Genomic DNA, 17,383 nt, shown 5'->3' on the forward strand with positions numbered 1-17,383 from the left:
CTGGCGATTAGAGGTAGCCCGCGTCCGCGAGGCGGGTGACGGCTTCTTCCAGTCGTTCCTTGCTGTTCGCGTAGGAGATGCGGGCGTAGCCGGGTGCATTGAACGCACTCCCCGGAACCGTCGCGACGTGGGCTTCCTGAATCGCGCCCTCACACCAGGCCGAATCGTCGTCGTCCACGGGAACCATCATGTAGAAGGCACCCTGCGGGACGGCGACGTCGACGCCGTGGTCTGCGAGGAGGTCGACGAGGAAGTCGCGGCGTTCTTCGAAGGCCGCACGCATCTCTTCGACCGCCTCAGACGTGTTTTCGAGGGCTTCGACGCCGGCGTACTGGACGAAGTGGGTCGCCCCAGACACCGAGTGAGAGTGAAGTTTGCCCGCCTCGTCGATGAGGGATTTCGGCGCGGCGAGGTAGCCGAGTCGCCACCCGGTCATCGAGAACGCCTTCGAGAACCCGTTTACCGTGACAGTGCGGTCTTCCATTCCGTCGAGAGTTCCGAGACTGGTCTGTTCGACGCCCTCGTAGGTGATTTCGTCGTAGATTTCGTCGGAGATGACGGTGAAGTCGTGTTCGACGGCGAGGTCGCGGACGCCTTCGAGGGCGGCGTCCGAGTACACCGCGCCCGTCGGGTTGCTCGGGGAGTTGACGATGAGCAGGTCGGTGTCGTCGGAGACGGTCTCCGCGAGGTCTGAGAGGCCGGGTTCGAGCTGGAAGTCGTACGGGGCGAGGTCGACGCGCTTCAGGTCGCCACCAGCGAGTTTGACCATCGCCTCGTAGCTGACCCACGCGGGGTCGAGCAGCACGACTTCGTCGCCGTCCTGAACGAGCGTGTTCACCGTCTCGTAGAGCGCCTGTTTCGCGCCGGGCGTGACGATGATTTCGTCCGTGGCGTAGTCGAGGCCGTCTGCGTCGAGTTTCTGCTTTATCGCTCGTTTGAGCTGTGGAATCCCGTTCGACGGCGGGTAACCGGTGTGGCCGGCGTCCATCGCGTCCTTGCCCGCCTGAATCACGTTCTCGGGGGTCGGGAAGTCGGGTTCGCCGACGCTCAGGTTCACGACGTCCACGCCGTCTGCCGCCAGTTCGGAGGCGAGGTTGGAGATAGCAAGGGTCGCGCTCGGTTCGACACGTTTCACTCTGTCTGCGAATTTCATTGTAGTTCCTCCACGAGGTCGAGAGCGCCCGTGACCGCGTGGGCACCCATGTCGGTACGTGCTCGGGCCTCGTCCGCCGTCATCCCCGGCCCGGCGATGCCGAGCGTGACCGGCGTGTCGCGGTCGATGCTCACGTCCGTGAGTTTCTGGGCGGCGGCGTTGCCGATGACTTCGTCGTGGCTCGTCTCACCGGTGATGATACAGCCGAGCACCGCGACGGCGTCGATGTCGTCGCGACGGGCGAGTCGGTCCGCCGCGAGCGGCGTATCGTACGCCCCGGGAACGGCGAGGGTTGCTGCGATGTCCGCGCCGCGCTCTGCTGCGGCCTCACGGGCCAACTCCTCCATCTTCGACGTAATCGCGCGGTTGAACTGCGCGACCACCAGCCCAAGCGTTACCATGTGTTCGCGGTGGTGCAGGGTACTAAAAGAAGTACCGTTCCCGGTATCGCCTGCGAACAGTTTTCTGCGACTGGACGGCATATGTCAAAGACGCGTTTAACAAACAGAAGGATTCTAACCCCCGCGTGCGCTTTAGTGGTTCAATGGCAACGGTTGACGACCCCCGCTCTCGCTCTGACGACCGCCGGAGATTGTTCTTCGCGCTCGTCGCCATCGCCGCCGTCGCACTCATCGCGCGTCTCATTTTCCTCGGCGACCGCGTCGCCCACTGGGACGAAGGCCGCGTGGCGTACTGGACGCTTCGCTACGCAAAGACCGGCGTCTGGGAGTACCGCCCCATCGTCCACGGGCCGTTCCTCTTTCACGTGAACAAGTACGTGTTCACGCTGCTCGGGCCGACGGACTTCGCAATGCGCCTCGTCGTCGCCATCGTCGGCGGCCTGCTCCCGCTCACCGCGTGGAACTTCCGCGAGCACCTTCGCGACCTCGAAGTCGGCGTCCTCGGGGCGCTCCTCGCGTTCAACCCACTCCTGCTCTACTACTCGCGGTTCATGCGCAACGACCTGCTCGTCGCCGCGTTCATGTTCGTCGCCCTCGGCTTCTTCGCCCGCGCTTACGACACTGGCAAACACCGGTATTTCTACGTCGGCGTCCTCGCGTTCGCCCTCGCCTTCACCACGAAAGAGAGCGCGATTCTCTACCCCGTTTGCTGGGCCGGCGCGGCCGCCCTTTTGCTCGACCATCGGCTCTTCCGTGCTCGCGACCGCTTGCCCCACTCGTGGAAGCAGGAAGTCGTCGATTACGGCTTCTGGCTTCGTGACGTGCTCCGGGCGTGGGCCATCCCCCTCGTCGTCGGCCTCGTCGAGTTTTTCGTCGTCATCGTCGTGTTCTACGCGCCGCGCGTCGGCGGCGACGGCGTCGGGTTCGACACGATGTTCTCGAATCCTGCGCTCCTGCCAGCAGTCGTCGAACGGGCAACCGTCGGGTCGTGGGAAACCTTCTACGGCCTCTGGATTGCTGGCGGCCATCAGGACCACGCCTACCTGCCGTACCTCGGCGACTTCATCGAAACGCTCGCGTTCGGGGCCGGCCCGCTCGTGCTGTTCGCCGTCATTGGATTCATCGCAGACCGCTACTCCCGTGAGGGGCCACGCGACCTCGTCGCACTCGCGGCGTACTGGGGATTCGTCTCGATTCTCGGCTACCCCATCGTCACCGACATCATGGCACCGTGGGCGACCATCAACGCCATCGTCCCTCTCGCCATTCCGGCAGCGGTGGGCGTGGCGCTCATCCTCCGTTGGGGCCGGGAAGCCTTCGAAGATGAGGACATGGTAAGCGTCGGCCTGACGGCGATGCTCATCATCTTCGTCGCCGGATTTACCGTCGGCACCGCCGTGGACGTGGCGTACCTCAACTCCGCGAGCGAGGAGAACAAGGAACTCCTCCAGTGGGCCCAGCCACACAACGAGATTCGCCCGACGCTGGAGAAAATCTCCGCCATCTCTGAGAACCACGACGATGGGCCTGACGTGCTGTTCTACGGGACGACACCGCCGGGCAGTTCGGAGGAACGCTTCTACGTCTCGAACGAATCGAGCACGCTATACGCGCCTCCCGGCGGCCCGTCGTGGCACACGCGCCTCCCATTGCCGTGGTACTTCGAGGCCGACGGCGCACAGGTGACGAGCACGAAGCCCGGAACCGACCCCGAGTCCATCGAGGACATGCCACCAGTCGTCATCGCCTACGAATGGGACCGCGAGGAGTTAGAACCGCACCTCGAAGGCTACACGGCCTACGAACACGAGTTCCGCCTCTGGGCCGACACCATCGTCATCTTCGTCGACGAGTCGCAACTCCAGTAATCGACTGCCCGCCGCGGAATTTCTTTATACCTGCCGGTGAAATCCGCGATACGAATGACAACCCAGCGTCACGATTCCCGACTGTTTCTCGTCGTCACCGGTGTCGTTGTCGTGGCGCTCGCACTCAGACTGTTTACCCTCGGTGACCGCATCGCCCACTGGGACGAAGCGCGCGTCGCCTACTGGATTCTCGACTATCTGCGCACAGGCAACTACACGTATCGTCCAATCATCCACGGCCCCTTCCTTCAGCAGGTAAACCGCGTCGTCTTCGCGCTCATCGGTCCCTCTGACTTCGCCATGCGGCTTCCCGTCGCGATGCTCGGCGGCCTCCTCCCGGCAGCAGCCCTGCTCTTTCGGGCCCATCTCGACGACTGGGAGGTCGTAGCGCTATCCCTCTGGCTGGCGTTTACGCCGGTCCTGCTCTACTACTCGCGGTTCATGCGCGGGGACCTCCCGGTCGCGGCTTTCTCGCTTATCGCGGTGGGTTTCTTCGTCCGCACACTCGATACTGGCCGTCGCCGCTACCTCTACGCGGGCGTCGCCAGCCTTGCGCTCGCGATGACGGTCAAAGAGAACGTCATCGTGACCATCGTGACGTGGGTCGGCGCGGCCGTCCTCCTCCTCGACTACAGACTGCTGGTCGCCCGCGAGCGTGACTGGACGTGGCCAGCCGTTTCTGCCCAAGGAAAACAGCGGCTCGCCGCGCTGCGACCGTGGACCGTCCCGCTCGCGCTTGCCGCCGTCGAACTCGTCGCCATCATCACCGTGTTCTACGCGCCGCGCTCTGGGGAGGGGGGACCTGACTTCGCAACCGCACTTTTGAACCCTGGATTGCTGCCCGGCATCGTCTGGGAAGCCACCGTCGGGTCGTGGATATCCTTTTACTCGCTGTGGGTGCTCGGCGACCTGAGTGAGCACGCCTACGTCCCCTACCTCGTCCACTTCGTCGAGACGCTCGCGGTGGGCGGTGGGGCACTCACCGCCTTCGCAGTCGTCGGCTTCGTCGCCGCCCGCTACCGTCCCGAGGGTCACCGCGAACTCGTCTCGTTTTTCGGCTACTGGGGATTCGTCTCGATTCTCGGCTACCCCATCGTCACCGACATCATGGCTCCGTGGGCCATCATCCACGCCGTCGTCCCGCTCTCGATCCCGGCGGCCGTCGGCCTCGTCTGGTTCGCCCGGGCCGGCCGGAGCGCGGTCGCCGCGAGGGACTATCGGACGGCTGGACTCACGGCGGTAATCCTCCTGCTGGCGGTCAGTCAGGTCACCCTCGGCGGCGTGAGTCAGGTGTACCTCCAGCCCCAGGCAGAGGACAACCAACTGGTGCAGTACGGCCAGCCGGCGGACGACCTGCGCCCGACGCTCAACCGCATCGAACGCGTGGCCGCAGCAAACGACGGCGTGGACGTTCTCTACTTCGGCGAGTTTTTCTACATCACGAACGAGACCAGCGGGTCACTCCCCGAACGCGATAAGTGGTTCAACCAGCTTCCGTTGCCGTGGTACACAGCCATGTACGACGCGAACGTCACCTCTGCGCGCAATCGAACCCAGTTCGATCCGTTGTTCGAGCGCGAGCGCCCACCGGTCATCATCACCATCGCGAACGACCGCGGCTACGTCACGCGGCGCATTGGTGTCCACGAGGGAAGCGGGTACGACGAGGAAATCTACCGCCTGCGAACCTTCGGGACGCGGACGGCGTTCTTCGTGAACGAGTCGGCCGTTCCGCGAACCGAGGTGGTAACGTTTATTCCACCTCCATCGAAATCGCCGGATAACTGATGAAACTCTCGTTACCCGGCCCGACGCTCGGCATCGTCGGCGGCGGCCAACTCGGGCGCATGATCGGTGAGGCGGCGGCCCCCCTCGGGGTCGAAGTCATCGTCTCCGACCCGACACCCGACCCGCCGGCCGCACCGACCGTCCGCGACACGCTCGTTGGCGACTTCGACGACCCGGAAGCGGTCCGCGAACTCGCCCGCCGCGCAGACGTCCTCACGTTCGAAATCGAACTCGCAGACCCGGACGTGCTGGAGGACGTCCGCGAGGAGTTTGGCGTCGACGTTCACCCGACGCCCGAGACCCTGCGCATGATTCAGGACAAGTTCGTCCAGAACACGCGCCTCGCAGACCACGGGATTCCCGTTCCGGCGTTCGAAGCCGTCGAAGGCCCAGACGACCTCCGTGCCGTGTGCGAGGAGTTCGGTTATCCCGCGATGGTAAAAGCCCGACAGGGCGGCTACGACGGCCGGGGGAATCTCCCAGTCGAATCACCAGACCACGCAGAGACCGTCCTCGACGAAGTCGGAGGCGACGCGCTCGTAGAGGAGATGGTCGAGTTCGTCCGCGAAATCTCCGTGATTGCGGTCAAGGGCAAAGACGAAGTGGCCACGTACACCGCGGGCGAGAACGTCCACGAGGAAGAGATTCTCCGTGAGACAGTTGTCCCCGCGCGTGCGCCAGACGCCGTTCTCGACCGCGCCCACGACGTGGCCGAATCAGTCCTCGAAATTCTGGAGGGCCGGGGCGTCTACGGCATCGAACTGTTTGAGACGGACGACGGCGAGATTCTCGTGAACGAAATCGCCCCGCGCCCGCACAACTCCGGCCACTGGACCATCGAGGGCGCGGTGACCTCGCAGTTCGAGCAACACGCCCGCGCCGTCCTCGGGTGGCCCCTCGGGTCGACGGCCCTGCGCTGTCCGACCGTCTCCGCGAACATCCTTGGCGACGTGGACGAACCGGAACCCGCCGAACTGTCGGGCGTCGAGGAGGCCCTCGCTACGCCCGGCGTCAGCCTCCACTGGTACGGCAAACGCGAGGTGCGCCCGCTGCGGAAGATGGGACACCTCACGCTCGTCGATTCACCCGACAGCGACACAGACGACTTACTCGACCGAATTCGAACCGTCCGCGACTACCTGACTTTCTCCCAATGACCGTCGACGCAATCCAAGACCTCGTAGACCAGTTCGAACGCGAAGCGAACCTCGACCAGGAAAAGACCCCCGACGTGGGCATCATCATGGGCTCTGACTCCGACTTAGACGTGATGTCGGGAGCCTACGACGCGCTTACGGAACTCGGCTTCGCGGAGGTGACCGACTACGAGAACCCACCAGATGCCGAATTTACCTTCGAGACGTACGTCATCTCCGCGCACCGAACGCCGGGACTGATGTACGCCTACGCGCAGACGGCGGCCGACCGCGGTCTGGACGTCATCATCGCCGGCGCAGGCGGGAAATCAGCCGACCTGCCGAACATGACGGCTTCGCTCGCGTACCCGATTCCGGTCATCGGCGTCCCCGTCCAGGAGAAGTCCGTTGACTCGGTCATTGGCATGCCGACGGGCGCGCCAATCGTCGCCGTGGACGCCGGGAAATCTTTTAACGCCGCGCTTTCTGCTGCACAAATCCTCGCACGCTCCTCGTCGGCGCTCGAACGGAAGCTCGTCGAGTACCACGAAAGTCTCCAAGGAGACGTGGCGGCTGTGTCCAGGAAACTGCACGACAGCGGGACTCCCGGTTTCATGGCCCAACGCGACGCTGAGTGAGCGAACCATCCGCATGACTGCTGAGCGCTGATTTTTCGGGGAGAACGGGAAGAATCAACCCTTATATGGGTGCGTTCCCAACCGCCGAACGATAGGAGATAACGGTATGAGCAATCCATGGATAGCGATCGGCGCACTCGCGGTGGTCGGGGTCGGCATCCCTCTCGGTATGATGGCAGTGTCGAGTCTGCTCCGCCCCAGTGTGCCTGAGCAAGGAAAACGCGCCGTCTACGAGAGCGGCGAGATCCCGACGGGGAACACACGCATCCGGTTTAACATTCAGTACTACATGGTTGCGTTGCTGTTCGTCGTTTTCGACATCGAGACTGTCCTCATCTTCCCTTGGACAGTCATCTACCGTGACGCCGTCACCAACGCCGGGTTGGTACAGGCGCTCGCACCGATGCTTGTCTTCATCGGGGTCCTCGTCGTCGGCCTCGCGTGGGCGTGGCGCAAGGGCGCAGTGCAGTGGGTCAAAAGCCCACGGGCTGAACAATCGCGGGTGGACCAATAATGAGTAATCAGCCACAAAACACGGCGACAGGTACAGAAATTCAATCAACGCAGGAGGCCCGAATGGGTGGCGGCGTCGACGCACGCTTCAATTCTACGCTTCGTGAAGCGTTCGGGTCGACCCCGTTCATCCTCACCAAGTTCGACAAGTTCATGAACTGGGTCCGGGGCTCCTCGATGTTCATGCTGCAGTTCGGTATCGCCTGCTGCAGCATCGAGATGATGCACACGTACGCCATCAAGCACGACCTGGACCGGTTCGGTGCGGGTGTGCCGCGTGCATCGCCTCGCCAGGCGGACGTCATCATCGTTCCCGGGACCATCGTCTCCAAGTTCGCGCCCCGGATGAAGCGCGTCTACGACCAGATGCCAGAGCCGAAGTTCGTCGTCGGCATGGGGTCGTGCACCATCTCCGGTGGCCCGTTCCAGGAAGGCTACAACGTCATCAAGGGCGCAGAAGAGGTCATTCCGGTGGACATCCACGTCCCCGGTTGCCCACCGCGTCCCGAGGCGCTCATCTACGGCATTGCGAAGCTTCAGGAACGCATCGCGAACGGCGAGACCAGCCCGGTCACCGTCAAGCCGTACGAACTCGAACAGTTCGGCGACCTCGCGCGTGACGAACTGGTGGACAAGCTCGCAGAACAAATCGACGAGGACCAACTCGTCATGCGCTACAACTGGGCCGACTCACCATGAGCTTAGAGGAACCAACCCCAGACGTCGGTGAACTGCCCGGTGGCGACGTCAATTACGACGCCCTCGAAGAGCTGCTCGGCGACAAAGTCCTCGGTCGCGAAGAGCACCTCAACGCGACGGCCTTCGTCGTCCGACCGGACGCCGTAGAGGAGACGCTGCTCGCGCTTCGCAACGAAGCCGGCTTCGACCACCTCTCGTGTGTGACCGCACAGGAGTACGAAGACCGCTTCGAGAGCATCTACCATCTCCGCAAGTTCGATGCGCCGATGCAGGAAGTCGGCGTCGTCGTCCCGACGGCCCGCGACAACCCGGTGAGCCAGTCCGGCAACGCGGCGTTCCGCACCGCCGACTGGCACGAGCGCGAAGCGTACGATCTCGTTGGAATCAACTACGAAGGGCACCCAGATATGCGGCGTATTCTTCTGCCCGAAACTTGGCAGGGTCACCCACTTGGGCTCGACTACAACCAGGAAAAGCCACAGATCGTCACCCTCGACAAGCACAAGAACCCGCTCGAACCGGACAACGCACAAGGTGAATCGGACACGATGTTCCTCAACATCGGTCCCCACCACCCGGCGACCCACGGTGTGCTCCACCTGAAGACGGTGCTCGACGGCGAGCAGGTGGCCGACGTCGAACCCGACATCGGCTACCTCCACCGCTGTGAGGAGCAACTCTGTCAGAACGGCACCTACCGCCACCAGATTATGCCGTACCCGGACCGCTGGGACTACATTTCTGCTGGCCTCTTGAACGAGTGGGCCTACGCACGCGCCGCAGAGGACTTAGCTGACCTCGAGGTGCCCGAGTACGCACAGGTCATCCGGACGATGAGCGCAGAGATGTGCCGCATCGCGTCGCACATGCTGGCGCTCGGGACGTTCGCACTCGACGTGTACGGCGACTTCACGGCTATCTTCCAGTACGCGTTCCGCGACCGTGAAATCGTCCAGAACCTCTTAGAGGACCTCACCGGTCAGCGGCTGATGTTCAACTACTTCCGCCTCGGCGGCGTGGCGTGGGACCTCCCAGAGCCACGCGAGGAGTTCTTCGGCAAGACTCGTGACTTCTTGGACGAGCTGCCGGAGAAGATGGAAGAGTACCACGACCTGCTGACCTCGAACGAGATCTTCCAGCTGCGGTGTGTCAACACCGGCATCCTCGAACCCGAGGTCGCCAAATCCTATGGCGTGACCGGTCCGGTCGCCCGTGGCTCCGGTATCGACTACGACCTGCGCCGCGACGACCCGTACGGCTACTACGACAAGCTCGACTGGGACGTCGTGACGATGGAGGGCTGTGACAACTACGCTCGCGTCCTCGTTCGCCTCGGCGAAGTCGAACAGTCCGCACGCATCATCGAACAGTGTGTGGATCTCTTAGAGGACTGGCCAGAAGAGGACCGCGAGATTCAGAGCAACGTGCCACGCACCCTGCGCCCCGACGAGGACGCGGAGATTTACCGCACCGTCGAAGGCGCGAAGGGTGAACTCGGCATCTACATCCGCTCTGACGGGACGGACAAGCCGGCCCGTTTCAAGATTCGCAGTCCGTGCTTCTCGAACCTGCAGGCGCTGCCGGAGATCGCAAACGGGGAGTACATCCCTGACCTCATTGCGGCCCTTGGCAGCCTCGACATCGTGCTCGGCGAGGTGGACCGGTGATGTATCCGCTGCAGACGCTGCCGGAAACCATCGGCCAACTGCTCGGGTTCGGGTCCGAACTCGGTCCCGGTCAGGACTTCATCGCGTCGCTGCTCGCGGCATTTCTCATCGGGAACATCATGCTCGGCATGACGGCACTCGCCGGTCCGTGGGCAAAGCGGAAGATTACCGCCGCGTTCACCGACCGCATCGCAGTCAACCGTGTCGGGCCGTTTGGCCTACTCATCATCGTGGCAGACGCAGTGCGCCTCCTATCGAAGGAGCTCATCGTCCCCGAGGGCGTCGACCGCCCAGCGTGGGACCTTGCGCCCCTCATCATGGCTTCTTCTGCGCTGCTCGGTTTCGCGGTCATCCCAATGGGGAGCGGCATTCAACTCGCAGACCCCGAGACGGGGCTCGCGTACGTGTTCGCCGTTTCCTCGCTCGCGTCGCTCGGTATGGTTATGGCCGGCTACGCGTCGAACAACAAATACTCCCTACTCGGTGGCCTTCGTGCCGTCGCGCAGAACCTCGCGTACGAGATTCCGCTCGTCGTGACCGCGGCGTCCGTCGTCATCTTCGCCGGCACGCTCCAGATGAGTGGAATCGTCGCCGCCCAGCAGGAGACGCTCTTCTCCCTCGGTGGCTTCGACATTCCAGCGTGGTACGCCTTCGTGAACCCGTTCGCGTTCGTACTGTTCATGGTGGCGAACCTCGCGGAAGTCGGTCGGAATCCGTTCGACACGCCGGAAGCACCGACAGAGATTGTTGCTGGCTACCAGACCGAGTACTCCAGCGTCTACTTCGTGCTGATGTACCTCGGTGAGTTCCTGCACATCTTCCTCGGTGGCGCAATCGTCGCGACCCTCTTCCTCGGTGGCCCAGCAGGGCCCGGACCAGAGAGTATCGGCTTCATCTGGTTCGTCGTGAAGATTTGGGCCGTGTTCCTGCTCACGCAGTGGTTCCGTGCGGCGATCCCGCGCGTCCGTATCGACCAGATGATCGAAATCGGCTGGAAAGGGATGCTCGTGCTCTCGTTCGCGAACCTCGTCCTGACCGCCGTCATTGTGGGTGTGATTGCATGATTGGCTTACTCAAATCGATGGCAGCGACGATGAGACACGCCCTGGACGGGTCTACGTTCACGGTCGAATACCCGGACGTCGAACCCGAAGTGAGCCCACGGTTCCGTGGCGTTCACAAGTTCAGCCAGGAGCGCTGCATCTGGTGTCGCCAGTGTGAAAACGTCTGTCCGAACGACACGATTCAGATCGTGACGGACGACAAGCGCAACGGCGAGCAGTACAACCTCCACATCGGCCAGTGTATTTACTGCCGACTCTGTGAGGAAGTCTGCCCCGTTGACGCCATCATCCTCACCCAGAACTTCGAGTTCACGGGTGACACGAAAGACGACCTGGCGTACAACATGGAACAGCTGAAAAACGTCCCGTGGTACAAGGACATCGACCCCCTCAAGTCCCGCGAACCGGACCGTGGCGTCTGGATTGGCGAGGGCGAGGGCGAAGTCGACTACCAGTAAACCACACCTCGCGTCCGGGTGGCTAACGGACGCAAACCACGCACAACAAATCAATGGCAATCTACGAGACAATCGCGTTCGCGCTGTTCGCCATCATCACGGTGGGGAGCAGCCTCGGTGTTGTCCTCGCGCGGGACGTGTGGCACTCTGCACTCCTGCTCGGGATGGCACTGTTGAGCGTGGCGGTTCACTACGTGATGCTGCAGGCAGAATTCCTCGCAGCGATGCAAATCCTCGTCTACGTCGGCGGGGTTCTCATCCTCATCACGTTCGCCGTCATGCTCACGCGCGCACAGCAAACGGAGGTGAGTAACGCATGACAAGCAAACCCCGATTCAAGCTTGGGTCACACCTGGCTCCGGGGCTGGCTGCCGTCGCGCTCTTTGGCGTGCTGGCTGCCGTCTTCCTGACCGCATCCTTCCCAGAACCCGCCGGGTTCGGTGAGGGTTCGATTACGGCGAGCATCGGCTACGCCATGTTCGACCTGGTCAACCTCGCACAACACGACAGTGAGAGCTTCCTCGTGGCGTTCGAGATTATCGACCTGGCGCTCGTGGCGGCGCTCGTCGGTGCGGTCATGCTCGGTCGCCGCGACGAAGGTGAGGCCTTCGGCGGAGCGTTCAAACCGGGCGCAAAACAGACCGAACAGGAGAGTGACGACTGATGGTACCGGTCGAATACTATCTCCTGCTTTCGGCTGCGGTCTTCTGTATCGGCCTGTTCGGCATCCTCACCCGACAGAACGCGCTGTTGTTCCTCATGTCGGTCGAGCTGATGCTGAACGCCGCGAACATCAACTTCGTCGCGTTCTCGGCGCAGTGGGGGAACATCACCGGACAGGTGTTCAGTCTGTTCACGATGGCCCTCGCTGCCGCGGAAGTTGCAGTCGGTATCGGCATCATCCTGGTGCTCTACCGCAACTTCCGCGACGTCGACGTGACCAAGGCGACGACGATGAGGTGGTAATCTATGGCAGGTGTATTTGAATTTGCTCCGGCAATTGCGGCACTCCCGTTCGCATCGTTCCTCGTAGCACTGTTCTTTGGCAAGTACATGCCAAAGCGCGGCGCGCTCGCAGGAATCTTCGCGACGGCGGGGTCGCTGCTGCTGTCGCTGTGGGTGTTCCTCACGGTGGCTGGCGGCGAAGCGTACAACGAAAATCTCTACACGTTCGTCGCGGGGCAGGACACCTTTAGCCTGCACCTCGGCCTCCTGCTCGACCCGCTGTCCGCGATGATGCTCGTCATCGTGTCGCTGGTCGCGTTCCTGGTCCACATCTTCAGTCTGGGCTACATGAACGACGAGGGCGAGACGGGACTCCCACGGTACTACGCTGGCCTCGGCCTGTTCACGGCGTCCATGCTCGGGTTCGTGTTCGCGAACAACCTGCTCATGGCGTTCATGTTCTTCGAACTGGTCGGCCTGTGTTCGTACCTGCTCATCGGCTTCTGGTTCCGCGAACAGGGCCCACCATCCGCCGCGAAGAAGGCGTTCCTCGTCACCCGTTTCGGTGACTACTTCTTCCTCATCGGTGTGGTCGCTATCTTCGCAACCTTCGGGACGGCGGCGTTCGCCGGTTCCGAGAGCTTCCCACACATCGCAGAACTGGTGCTTGCGGGTGAGGAAACCCTCGAGTACGTGCCGTTCGGCTTAGAACCGGCACAGTGGTTCACCGTCCTCGGCCTGCTCGTCCTCGGTGGCGTGATGGGTAAGTCTGCGCAGTTCCCGTTCCACACGTGGCTGCCAGACGCGATGGAAGGTCCAACCCCAGTCTCTGCACTCATCCACGCAGCGACGATGGTCGCAGCCGGTGTGTACCTCGTCGCCCGGATGTACGGCTTCTACGCACTCTCCCCGACGGCGCTCGCGGTCATCGCGCTCGTCGGCGGCTTCACGGCGCTGTTCGCCGCGACGATGGGTGTCGTAAAGCGCGAAATCAAGCAGGTGCTCGCGTACTCCACCATCTCCCAGTACGGCTACATCATGCTCGGCCTGGGTGCTGGTGGCTACGTCGCCGGTGTCTTCCACCTGCTCACCCACGCCTTCTTCAAGGCGCTGCTGTTCCTCGGTGCTGGTGCGGTCATCATCGCGATGCACCACAACGAGAACATGTGGGACATGGGTGGTCTCAAAGAGAAGATGCCAGTCACGTACTACACGTTCCTTTCGGGGTCGCTCGCCCTCGCGGGCATCGTCCCGTTCTCTGGCTTCTGGTCGAAAGACGAGGTGCTCTACGAGGCGCTCGTCCACGGCCTGAACACTCCCGTGCTGCTCCTCGCGTACGCGATGGGGCTCATCGCGGTGTTCTTCACCGGCTTCTACACCTTCCGGATGGTGTTCCTCACCTTCCACGGGAAGCCACGGTCTGACACCGCTCGCGACCCACACGGCGTCCGGTGGAACGTCAAGTTCCCGCTCGTCGTGCTCGGGATTCTCGCAGCGACCATCGGCTTCGTCAACATGGTTCCGGTGGCAGAACTCACCGGGCTGGAAATCGAGTACCTCCACAGCTGGCTGGACTTAGAAGAAGGCTTCGCTGAGGCACTCAGTGCGCACCACTACAGTGAACTGCTCCACGACTTCGCTGGCTACAGCGCGGCAGAACTGTCGTCGCTCGTGGCTGGCGCTGTTTCGCTCGCACTCGCACTCGCGGGCGCAGGACTGGCGTACACGCTCTACAACGTGCCAGAGCCAGTCGAGCACACCGACAAACTCGGGAGCATCAAGACGCTCCTCTACAACAACTACTACCAGGACGAGTACCAGGTCTGGCTCGCAACGGGCCTCACCCTCCCGCTCGCTCGCGCCGCGGACAAGTTCGACAACGGCGTCGTCGACGGCATCGTAAACGGCGTCTCCAGCGTGAGCCTGTTCTCCGGCAACCGCGTCCGCCGGGTGCAGACGGGTGTGGTCAGCAACTACGCGGCACTGCTCACGGTTGGGCTGGTCGCGCTGCTGGTCGTTCTCGGTATCACAGGAGGTTGGTTCTAGATGATGATTGAATTGCTACTCGGCGTAACGTTCGTCGGCGCACTCCTGACGTTCCTCGCGCCGGATAAGGTGGCAGGAAAGCTGGCGTTCGCGATTAGCCTGCTCCCTGTCGTCGGCAGCGTCTGGATGTACCTGAACTTCGACGGCTCTGGCAACGCACTGCTCGGCGGCCAACTGGCCTACGAGACGAACGCTCAGTGGGTCACGCTCGGCCCGTGGGACCTGACGTGGTTCGTCGGGCTTGACGGTGTCAGCATGCCGCTGCTCGTGCTCACGACGGTTCTCACGACGCTCGCGATTCTGAGCGCGTGGACACCAATCGACGAGCGCCAGTCGCAGTTCTACGGCCTGATGTTGCTCATGGAAGCGAGCCTCATCGGCGTGTTCGCGGCGCTCGACTTCTTCGTCTGGTTCATCTTCTGGGAAGCTGTCCTCATCCCGATGTACTTCCTCATCGGTGTCTGGGGCGGCCCACGCCGGAAGTACGCCGCGATCAAGTTCTTCGTCTACACCAACGTCGCCTCGCTGGTGATGTTCATCGGCTTCATGGCGCTGGTGTTCGGACTCGGTGACTCCGTCACCTCCCTCAGCCTGCCGGCGGTTGCGCAGGCGCTCCGTGCGGGTGAACTCGGTTCACTCGCCGGAATCGATGCGAACACGTTGAAAGGACTCGCGTTCTTCGCGATGTTCGCTGGCTTCGCGGTGAAGGTTCCGGTCGTGCCGGTTCACACGTGGCTGCCCGACGCTCACGTCGAGGCCCCCACGCCTGTGTCGGTCATGCTGGCCGGCGTCCTCCTGAAGATGGGGACGTACGCCCTGCTCCGGTTCAACTTTACCATGCTCGCCGACGTCGCGACGGCCGCGGCGACCATCATCGCCATCTTCGCCGTCGTCAGCGTCATCTACGGCGCGATGCTCGCGCTCGCCCAGCAGGACCTGAAGCGCATCGTCGCGTACTCCTCTGTGTCCTCGATGGGCTACGTCATCCTCGGACTCGTCGCCTACACCGTCTACGGCGTCGGCGGCGCGACGTTCCAGATGATCGCACACGGCCTCATCTCGGGGCTGATGTTCATGGCGGTCGGTGTTATCTACAACACCACCCACACCCGGATGGTCGCTGACATGTCCGGGATGGCAGACCGGATGCCGTGGACGGTTGGCATCTTCGTCGCCGCCGCGTTCGCCTACATGGGCCTGCCGCTGATGGCTGGCTTCGCCGGCGAACTGTTCATCTTCCTCGGCTCGTTCGGCGCGTTCGCGGGCTCTGAAATCTTCACGTCGGTGGCGATGTTCGGTATCGTCATCGTCGCCGGCTACCTGCTGTTCGCGATGCAGCGGACTCTGTTCGGGCCGTTCCGGCTCGAAACGGACTACGAGGTCACGCCAGCGCCGTTCCACGACGTCGCACCGATGGCCGTGCTCCTCATCCTCATCATCGCACTCGGTGTCGCACCGGACATCTTCATGCAGATGATTCAAGATGCAATTCGTCCGATTCTCGCCGTCGGAGGGGGTGCCTAAATGGCAGTCTCTGCCGGACTGGCGCTCTCGCCGGTCCTCATCCTCGGCGTCGCGGCGCTGTTGCTGTTCCTGTTCGACAGCCTCACGCCCGACAAACGCGACGACGGCCGCCTCGCGGGTATCGCGACGGCTGGCTCGCTGACGTCGCTCGCCGCGACTGGCTACCTCTTCACGGCGACGGACCTCGTCAGTGAGCCGCTCACGCTCTACGGTGACCAGCTGGTCATCGACGGGATGAGCCTGTTCTTCGGGTTCATCTTCACGAGCGTCGCGGCGATGGTCTCGCTCGCAAGCTACGACTACCTCCGCGGTCACCGCAACCAGGCCGAGTACTACATCCTCGTCCTGATGGCCGCGATGGGGATGTCGCTCATGGCATCGGCAAACAGCCTCGCGTCGGCGTTCGTCGCACTCGAACTCGCCAGCCTGCCGTCCTACGCGCTCGTCTCGTTCCTCAAGCAGAACCGTGGCAGCGTGGAGGCAGGCCTCAAGTACTTCCTCATCGGCGCGCTGTCGTCTGCGGTGTTCGCCTACGGGATTAGCCTCGTGTACGCCGCGACCGGCGCACTGCAGTTCGGCGCAATCGCCGAAGCAGTCGCGAACACGGAGTTCGTCGGTATCCTCGGCCTCGGTGTGCTGATGGTGCTCGGTGGCTTCGCGTTCAAGACCGCGAGCGTGCCGTTCCACTTCTGGGCGCCGGAGGCCTACGAGGGCGCACCGGCACCGATTTCGGGCTTCCTGTCGTCGGCCTCGAAGGCGGCCGGGTTCGTCGTTGCATTCCGCGTGTTCGTCGAGGCGTTCCCGGTGGAATCGGTGCCCGTCGACTGGGTGCTCGCGTTCCAGATTCTCGCCGTCGTCACGATGACGCTCGGGAACTTCGCCGCCGCGGTCCAGGAGAACGTAAAGCGCATGCTCGCGTACTCCTCGATTGGCCACGCCGGCTACGTCCTCATCGGACTCGCCGCGCTCACCGGCGGCGGACAGAACGACCTCGTCCTCGGGGCGTCGATGATGCACCTGCTCGTCTACGGCTTCATGAACACGGGCGCGTTCCTGTTCATCGCCATGACCGAGCATTGGGGCATCGGCCGCAAATTCGAGGACTTCAACGGGCTCGGGAAGCAGGCACCGCTCGCCTGCGCCGCGATGACCGTGTTCCTGTTCAGCCTCGCTGGCCTCCCGATTGGGGCTGGCTTCCTCTCTAAGTACGTGCTGTTCGCCGCCGCCGTCGGTGCGGGCTTCTGGTGGCTCGCCGCCTTCGGTGCCGTGAACAGTGCGCTGTCGCTCTACTACTATTCGCGCGTCGTCAAGGCGATGTGGATCGAAGAGTCGGCAGAACCACGCGAACTCGGTGGGTACCCGGCCGGCCTCTACGCTGCCGTCGTCGGTGCGGCAATCGTCACCGTCGTTCTGCTTCCGGCGTTCAACCCCGTCGCGAGCACGGCCGTGGACGCAGCGAGCGTCCTCTTCGGCTAATCCGCGG

Annotated in this window: 17 protein-coding genes; 15 read left to right on the forward strand and 2 right to left on the reverse strand. The window is 63.0% G+C overall.

Annotated elements, in window-relative coordinates; genetic code table 11:
- Positions 1 to 7: 7 nt before the first annotated feature.
- Positions 8 to 1,153, reverse strand: coding sequence for a pyridoxal phosphate-dependent aminotransferase (locus tag P1M51_RS08870; protein WP_276274378.1), 1,146 nt, complete (start codon positions 1,151 to 1,153; stop codon positions 8 to 10).
- Positions 1,150 to 1,554 (reverse strand): 6,7-dimethyl-8-ribityllumazine synthase, encoded by a 405-nt coding sequence (ribH, locus tag P1M51_RS08875; protein ID WP_276247844.1) that lies wholly within the window; start codon positions 1,552 to 1,554, stop codon positions 1,150 to 1,152. Before ribH ends, P1M51_RS08870 begins: the two co-directional genes overlap by 4 nt.
- Positions 1,555 to 1,697: 143 nt before the next feature.
- On the opposite strand from ribH, the gene P1M51_RS08880 reads away from it, so the two are divergent.
- From P1M51_RS08880 to P1M51_RS08950, 15 genes are all read left to right on the forward strand, one after another.
- Complete coding sequence (locus tag P1M51_RS08880; protein WP_276247845.1) at positions 1,698 to 3,422, forward strand: flippase activity-associated protein Agl23; 1,725 nt, start codon at positions 1,698 to 1,700, stop codon at positions 3,420 to 3,422.
- 54 nt (positions 3,423 to 3,476) lie between these two features.
- Positions 3,477 to 5,210, forward strand: a complete 1,734-nt coding sequence (locus P1M51_RS08885; protein ID WP_276247846.1) for a flippase activity-associated protein Agl23 — start codon at positions 3,477 to 3,479, stop codon at positions 5,208 to 5,210.
- The gene (gene purK, locus P1M51_RS08890) at positions 5,210 to 6,367 is read left to right on the forward strand and encodes a 5-(carboxyamino)imidazole ribonucleotide synthase (RefSeq protein WP_276247847.1); all 1,158 of its coding nucleotides are present in this window, start codon (positions 5,210 to 5,212) and stop codon (positions 6,365 to 6,367) included. Before P1M51_RS08885 ends, purK begins: the two co-directional genes overlap by 1 nt.
- Positions 6,364 to 6,984: a 5-(carboxyamino)imidazole ribonucleotide mutase gene (gene purE, locus P1M51_RS08895; RefSeq protein WP_276247848.1), complete on the forward strand. Its 621-nt coding sequence runs from the start codon at positions 6,364 to 6,366 to the stop codon at positions 6,982 to 6,984. The genes purK and purE overlap by 4 nt, the downstream gene beginning before the upstream one ends.
- A 106-nt stretch (positions 6,985 to 7,090) precedes the next feature.
- Positions 7,091 to 7,498 carry an NADH-quinone oxidoreductase subunit A gene (locus P1M51_RS08900; protein WP_276247849.1) on the forward strand — a complete coding sequence of 136 codons (408 nt, stop codon included), beginning with the start codon at positions 7,091 to 7,093 and terminating at the stop codon, positions 7,496 to 7,498.
- Entirely contained in the window at positions 7,498 to 8,196 is a 699-nt protein-coding gene (locus P1M51_RS08905; RefSeq protein ID WP_276247850.1) for an NADH-quinone oxidoreductase subunit B, read from the forward strand. The genes P1M51_RS08900 and P1M51_RS08905 overlap by 1 nt, the downstream gene beginning before the upstream one ends.
- Positions 8,193 to 9,863 carry an NADH-quinone oxidoreductase subunit D gene (locus P1M51_RS08910; protein ID WP_276247851.1) on the forward strand — a complete coding sequence of 557 codons (1,671 nt, stop codon included), beginning with the start codon at positions 8,193 to 8,195 and terminating at the stop codon, positions 9,861 to 9,863. Before P1M51_RS08905 ends, P1M51_RS08910 begins: the two co-directional genes overlap by 4 nt.
- On the forward strand, positions 9,863 to 10,927 hold the full coding sequence (locus tag P1M51_RS08915) for a complex I subunit 1 family protein (RefSeq protein WP_276247852.1): 1,065 nt from the start codon (positions 9,863 to 9,865) through the stop codon (positions 10,925 to 10,927). Before P1M51_RS08910 ends, P1M51_RS08915 begins: the two co-directional genes overlap by 1 nt.
- The gene (locus P1M51_RS08920) at positions 10,924 to 11,385 is read left to right on the forward strand and encodes an NADH-quinone oxidoreductase subunit I (protein ID WP_276247853.1); all 462 of its coding nucleotides are present in this window, start codon (positions 10,924 to 10,926) and stop codon (positions 11,383 to 11,385) included. The genes P1M51_RS08915 and P1M51_RS08920 overlap by 4 nt, the downstream gene beginning before the upstream one ends.
- A gap of 53 nt (positions 11,386 to 11,438) precedes the next feature.
- Complete coding sequence (locus tag P1M51_RS08925; protein WP_276247854.1) at positions 11,439 to 11,705, forward strand: NADH-quinone oxidoreductase subunit J; 267 nt, start codon at positions 11,439 to 11,441, stop codon at positions 11,703 to 11,705.
- On the forward strand, positions 11,702 to 12,049 hold the full coding sequence (locus P1M51_RS08930; protein ID WP_276247855.1) for an NADH-quinone oxidoreductase subunit J: 348 nt from the start codon (positions 11,702 to 11,704) through the stop codon (positions 12,047 to 12,049). The genes P1M51_RS08925 and P1M51_RS08930 overlap by 4 nt, the downstream gene beginning before the upstream one ends.
- Positions 12,049 to 12,351, forward strand: a complete 303-nt coding sequence (nuoK, locus tag P1M51_RS08935) for an NADH-quinone oxidoreductase subunit NuoK (protein WP_276247856.1) — start codon at positions 12,049 to 12,051, stop codon at positions 12,349 to 12,351. The genes P1M51_RS08930 and nuoK overlap by 1 nt, the downstream gene beginning before the upstream one ends.
- Before the next feature lie 3 nt (positions 12,352 to 12,354).
- Positions 12,355 to 14,376: an NADH-quinone oxidoreductase subunit L gene (nuoL, locus tag P1M51_RS08940; RefSeq protein ID WP_276247857.1), complete on the forward strand. Its 2,022-nt coding sequence runs from the start codon at positions 12,355 to 12,357 to the stop codon at positions 14,374 to 14,376.
- Positions 14,377 to 15,900, forward strand: a complete 1,524-nt coding sequence (locus P1M51_RS08945) for a NuoM family protein (protein ID WP_276247858.1) — start codon at positions 14,377 to 14,379, stop codon at positions 15,898 to 15,900.
- Positions 15,901 to 17,376, forward strand: coding sequence for an NADH-quinone oxidoreductase subunit N (locus P1M51_RS08950; protein WP_276247859.1), 1,476 nt, complete (start codon positions 15,901 to 15,903; stop codon positions 17,374 to 17,376).
- The last annotated feature ends 7 nt before the right edge of the window (positions 17,377 to 17,383 follow it).

Source organism: Haladaptatus sp. QDMS2, assembly GCF_029338295.1.
GTDB lineage: Archaea > Halobacteriota > Halobacteria > Halobacteriales > Halococcaceae > QDMS2.

What these genes read in the sequence shown, in the direction of transcription:
- P1M51_RS08950 (WP_276247859.1), top strand. Translation starts at nt 15,901, where the DNA reads ATGGCAGTCTCTGCCGGACTGGCGCTCTCGCCGGTCCTCATCCTCGGC.
- ribH (WP_276247844.1), bottom strand. Translation starts at nt 1,554, where the DNA reads ATGGTAACGCTTGGGCTGGTGGTCGCGCAGTTCAACCGCGCGATTACG.
- P1M51_RS08925 (WP_276247854.1), top strand. Translation starts at nt 11,439, where the DNA reads ATGGCAATCTACGAGACAATCGCGTTCGCGCTGTTCGCCATCATCACG.
- P1M51_RS08915 (WP_276247852.1), top strand. Translation starts at nt 9,863, where the DNA reads ATGTATCCGCTGCAGACGCTGCCGGAAACCATCGGCCAACTGCTCGGG.
- P1M51_RS08905 (WP_276247850.1), top strand. Translation starts at nt 7,498, where the DNA reads ATGAGTAATCAGCCACAAAACACGGCGACAGGTACAGAAATTCAATCA.
- P1M51_RS08900 (WP_276247849.1), top strand. Translation starts at nt 7,091, where the DNA reads ATGAGCAATCCATGGATAGCGATCGGCGCACTCGCGGTGGTCGGGGTC.
- P1M51_RS08870 (WP_276274378.1), bottom strand. Translation starts at nt 1,153, where the DNA reads ATGAAATTCGCAGACAGAGTGAAACGTGTCGAACCGAGCGCGACCCTT.
- purK (WP_276247847.1), top strand. Translation starts at nt 5,210, where the DNA reads ATGAAACTCTCGTTACCCGGCCCGACGCTCGGCATCGTCGGCGGCGGC.
- P1M51_RS08880 (WP_276247845.1), top strand. Translation starts at nt 1,698, where the DNA reads ATGGCAACGGTTGACGACCCCCGCTCTCGCTCTGACGACCGCCGGAGA.
- P1M51_RS08930 (WP_276247855.1), top strand. Translation starts at nt 11,702, where the DNA reads ATGACAAGCAAACCCCGATTCAAGCTTGGGTCACACCTGGCTCCGGGG.
- nuoL (WP_276247857.1), top strand. Translation starts at nt 12,355, where the DNA reads ATGGCAGGTGTATTTGAATTTGCTCCGGCAATTGCGGCACTCCCGTTC.
- nuoK (WP_276247856.1), top strand. Translation starts at nt 12,049, where the DNA reads ATGGTACCGGTCGAATACTATCTCCTGCTTTCGGCTGCGGTCTTCTGT.
- P1M51_RS08920 (WP_276247853.1), top strand. Translation starts at nt 10,924, where the DNA reads ATGATTGGCTTACTCAAATCGATGGCAGCGACGATGAGACACGCCCTG.
- P1M51_RS08945 (WP_276247858.1), top strand. Translation starts at nt 14,377, where the DNA reads ATGATGATTGAATTGCTACTCGGCGTAACGTTCGTCGGCGCACTCCTG.
- purE (WP_276247848.1), top strand. Translation starts at nt 6,364, where the DNA reads ATGACCGTCGACGCAATCCAAGACCTCGTAGACCAGTTCGAACGCGAA.
- P1M51_RS08885 (WP_276247846.1), top strand. Translation starts at nt 3,477, where the DNA reads ATGACAACCCAGCGTCACGATTCCCGACTGTTTCTCGTCGTCACCGGT.
- P1M51_RS08910 (WP_276247851.1), top strand. Translation starts at nt 8,193, where the DNA reads ATGAGCTTAGAGGAACCAACCCCAGACGTCGGTGAACTGCCCGGTGGC.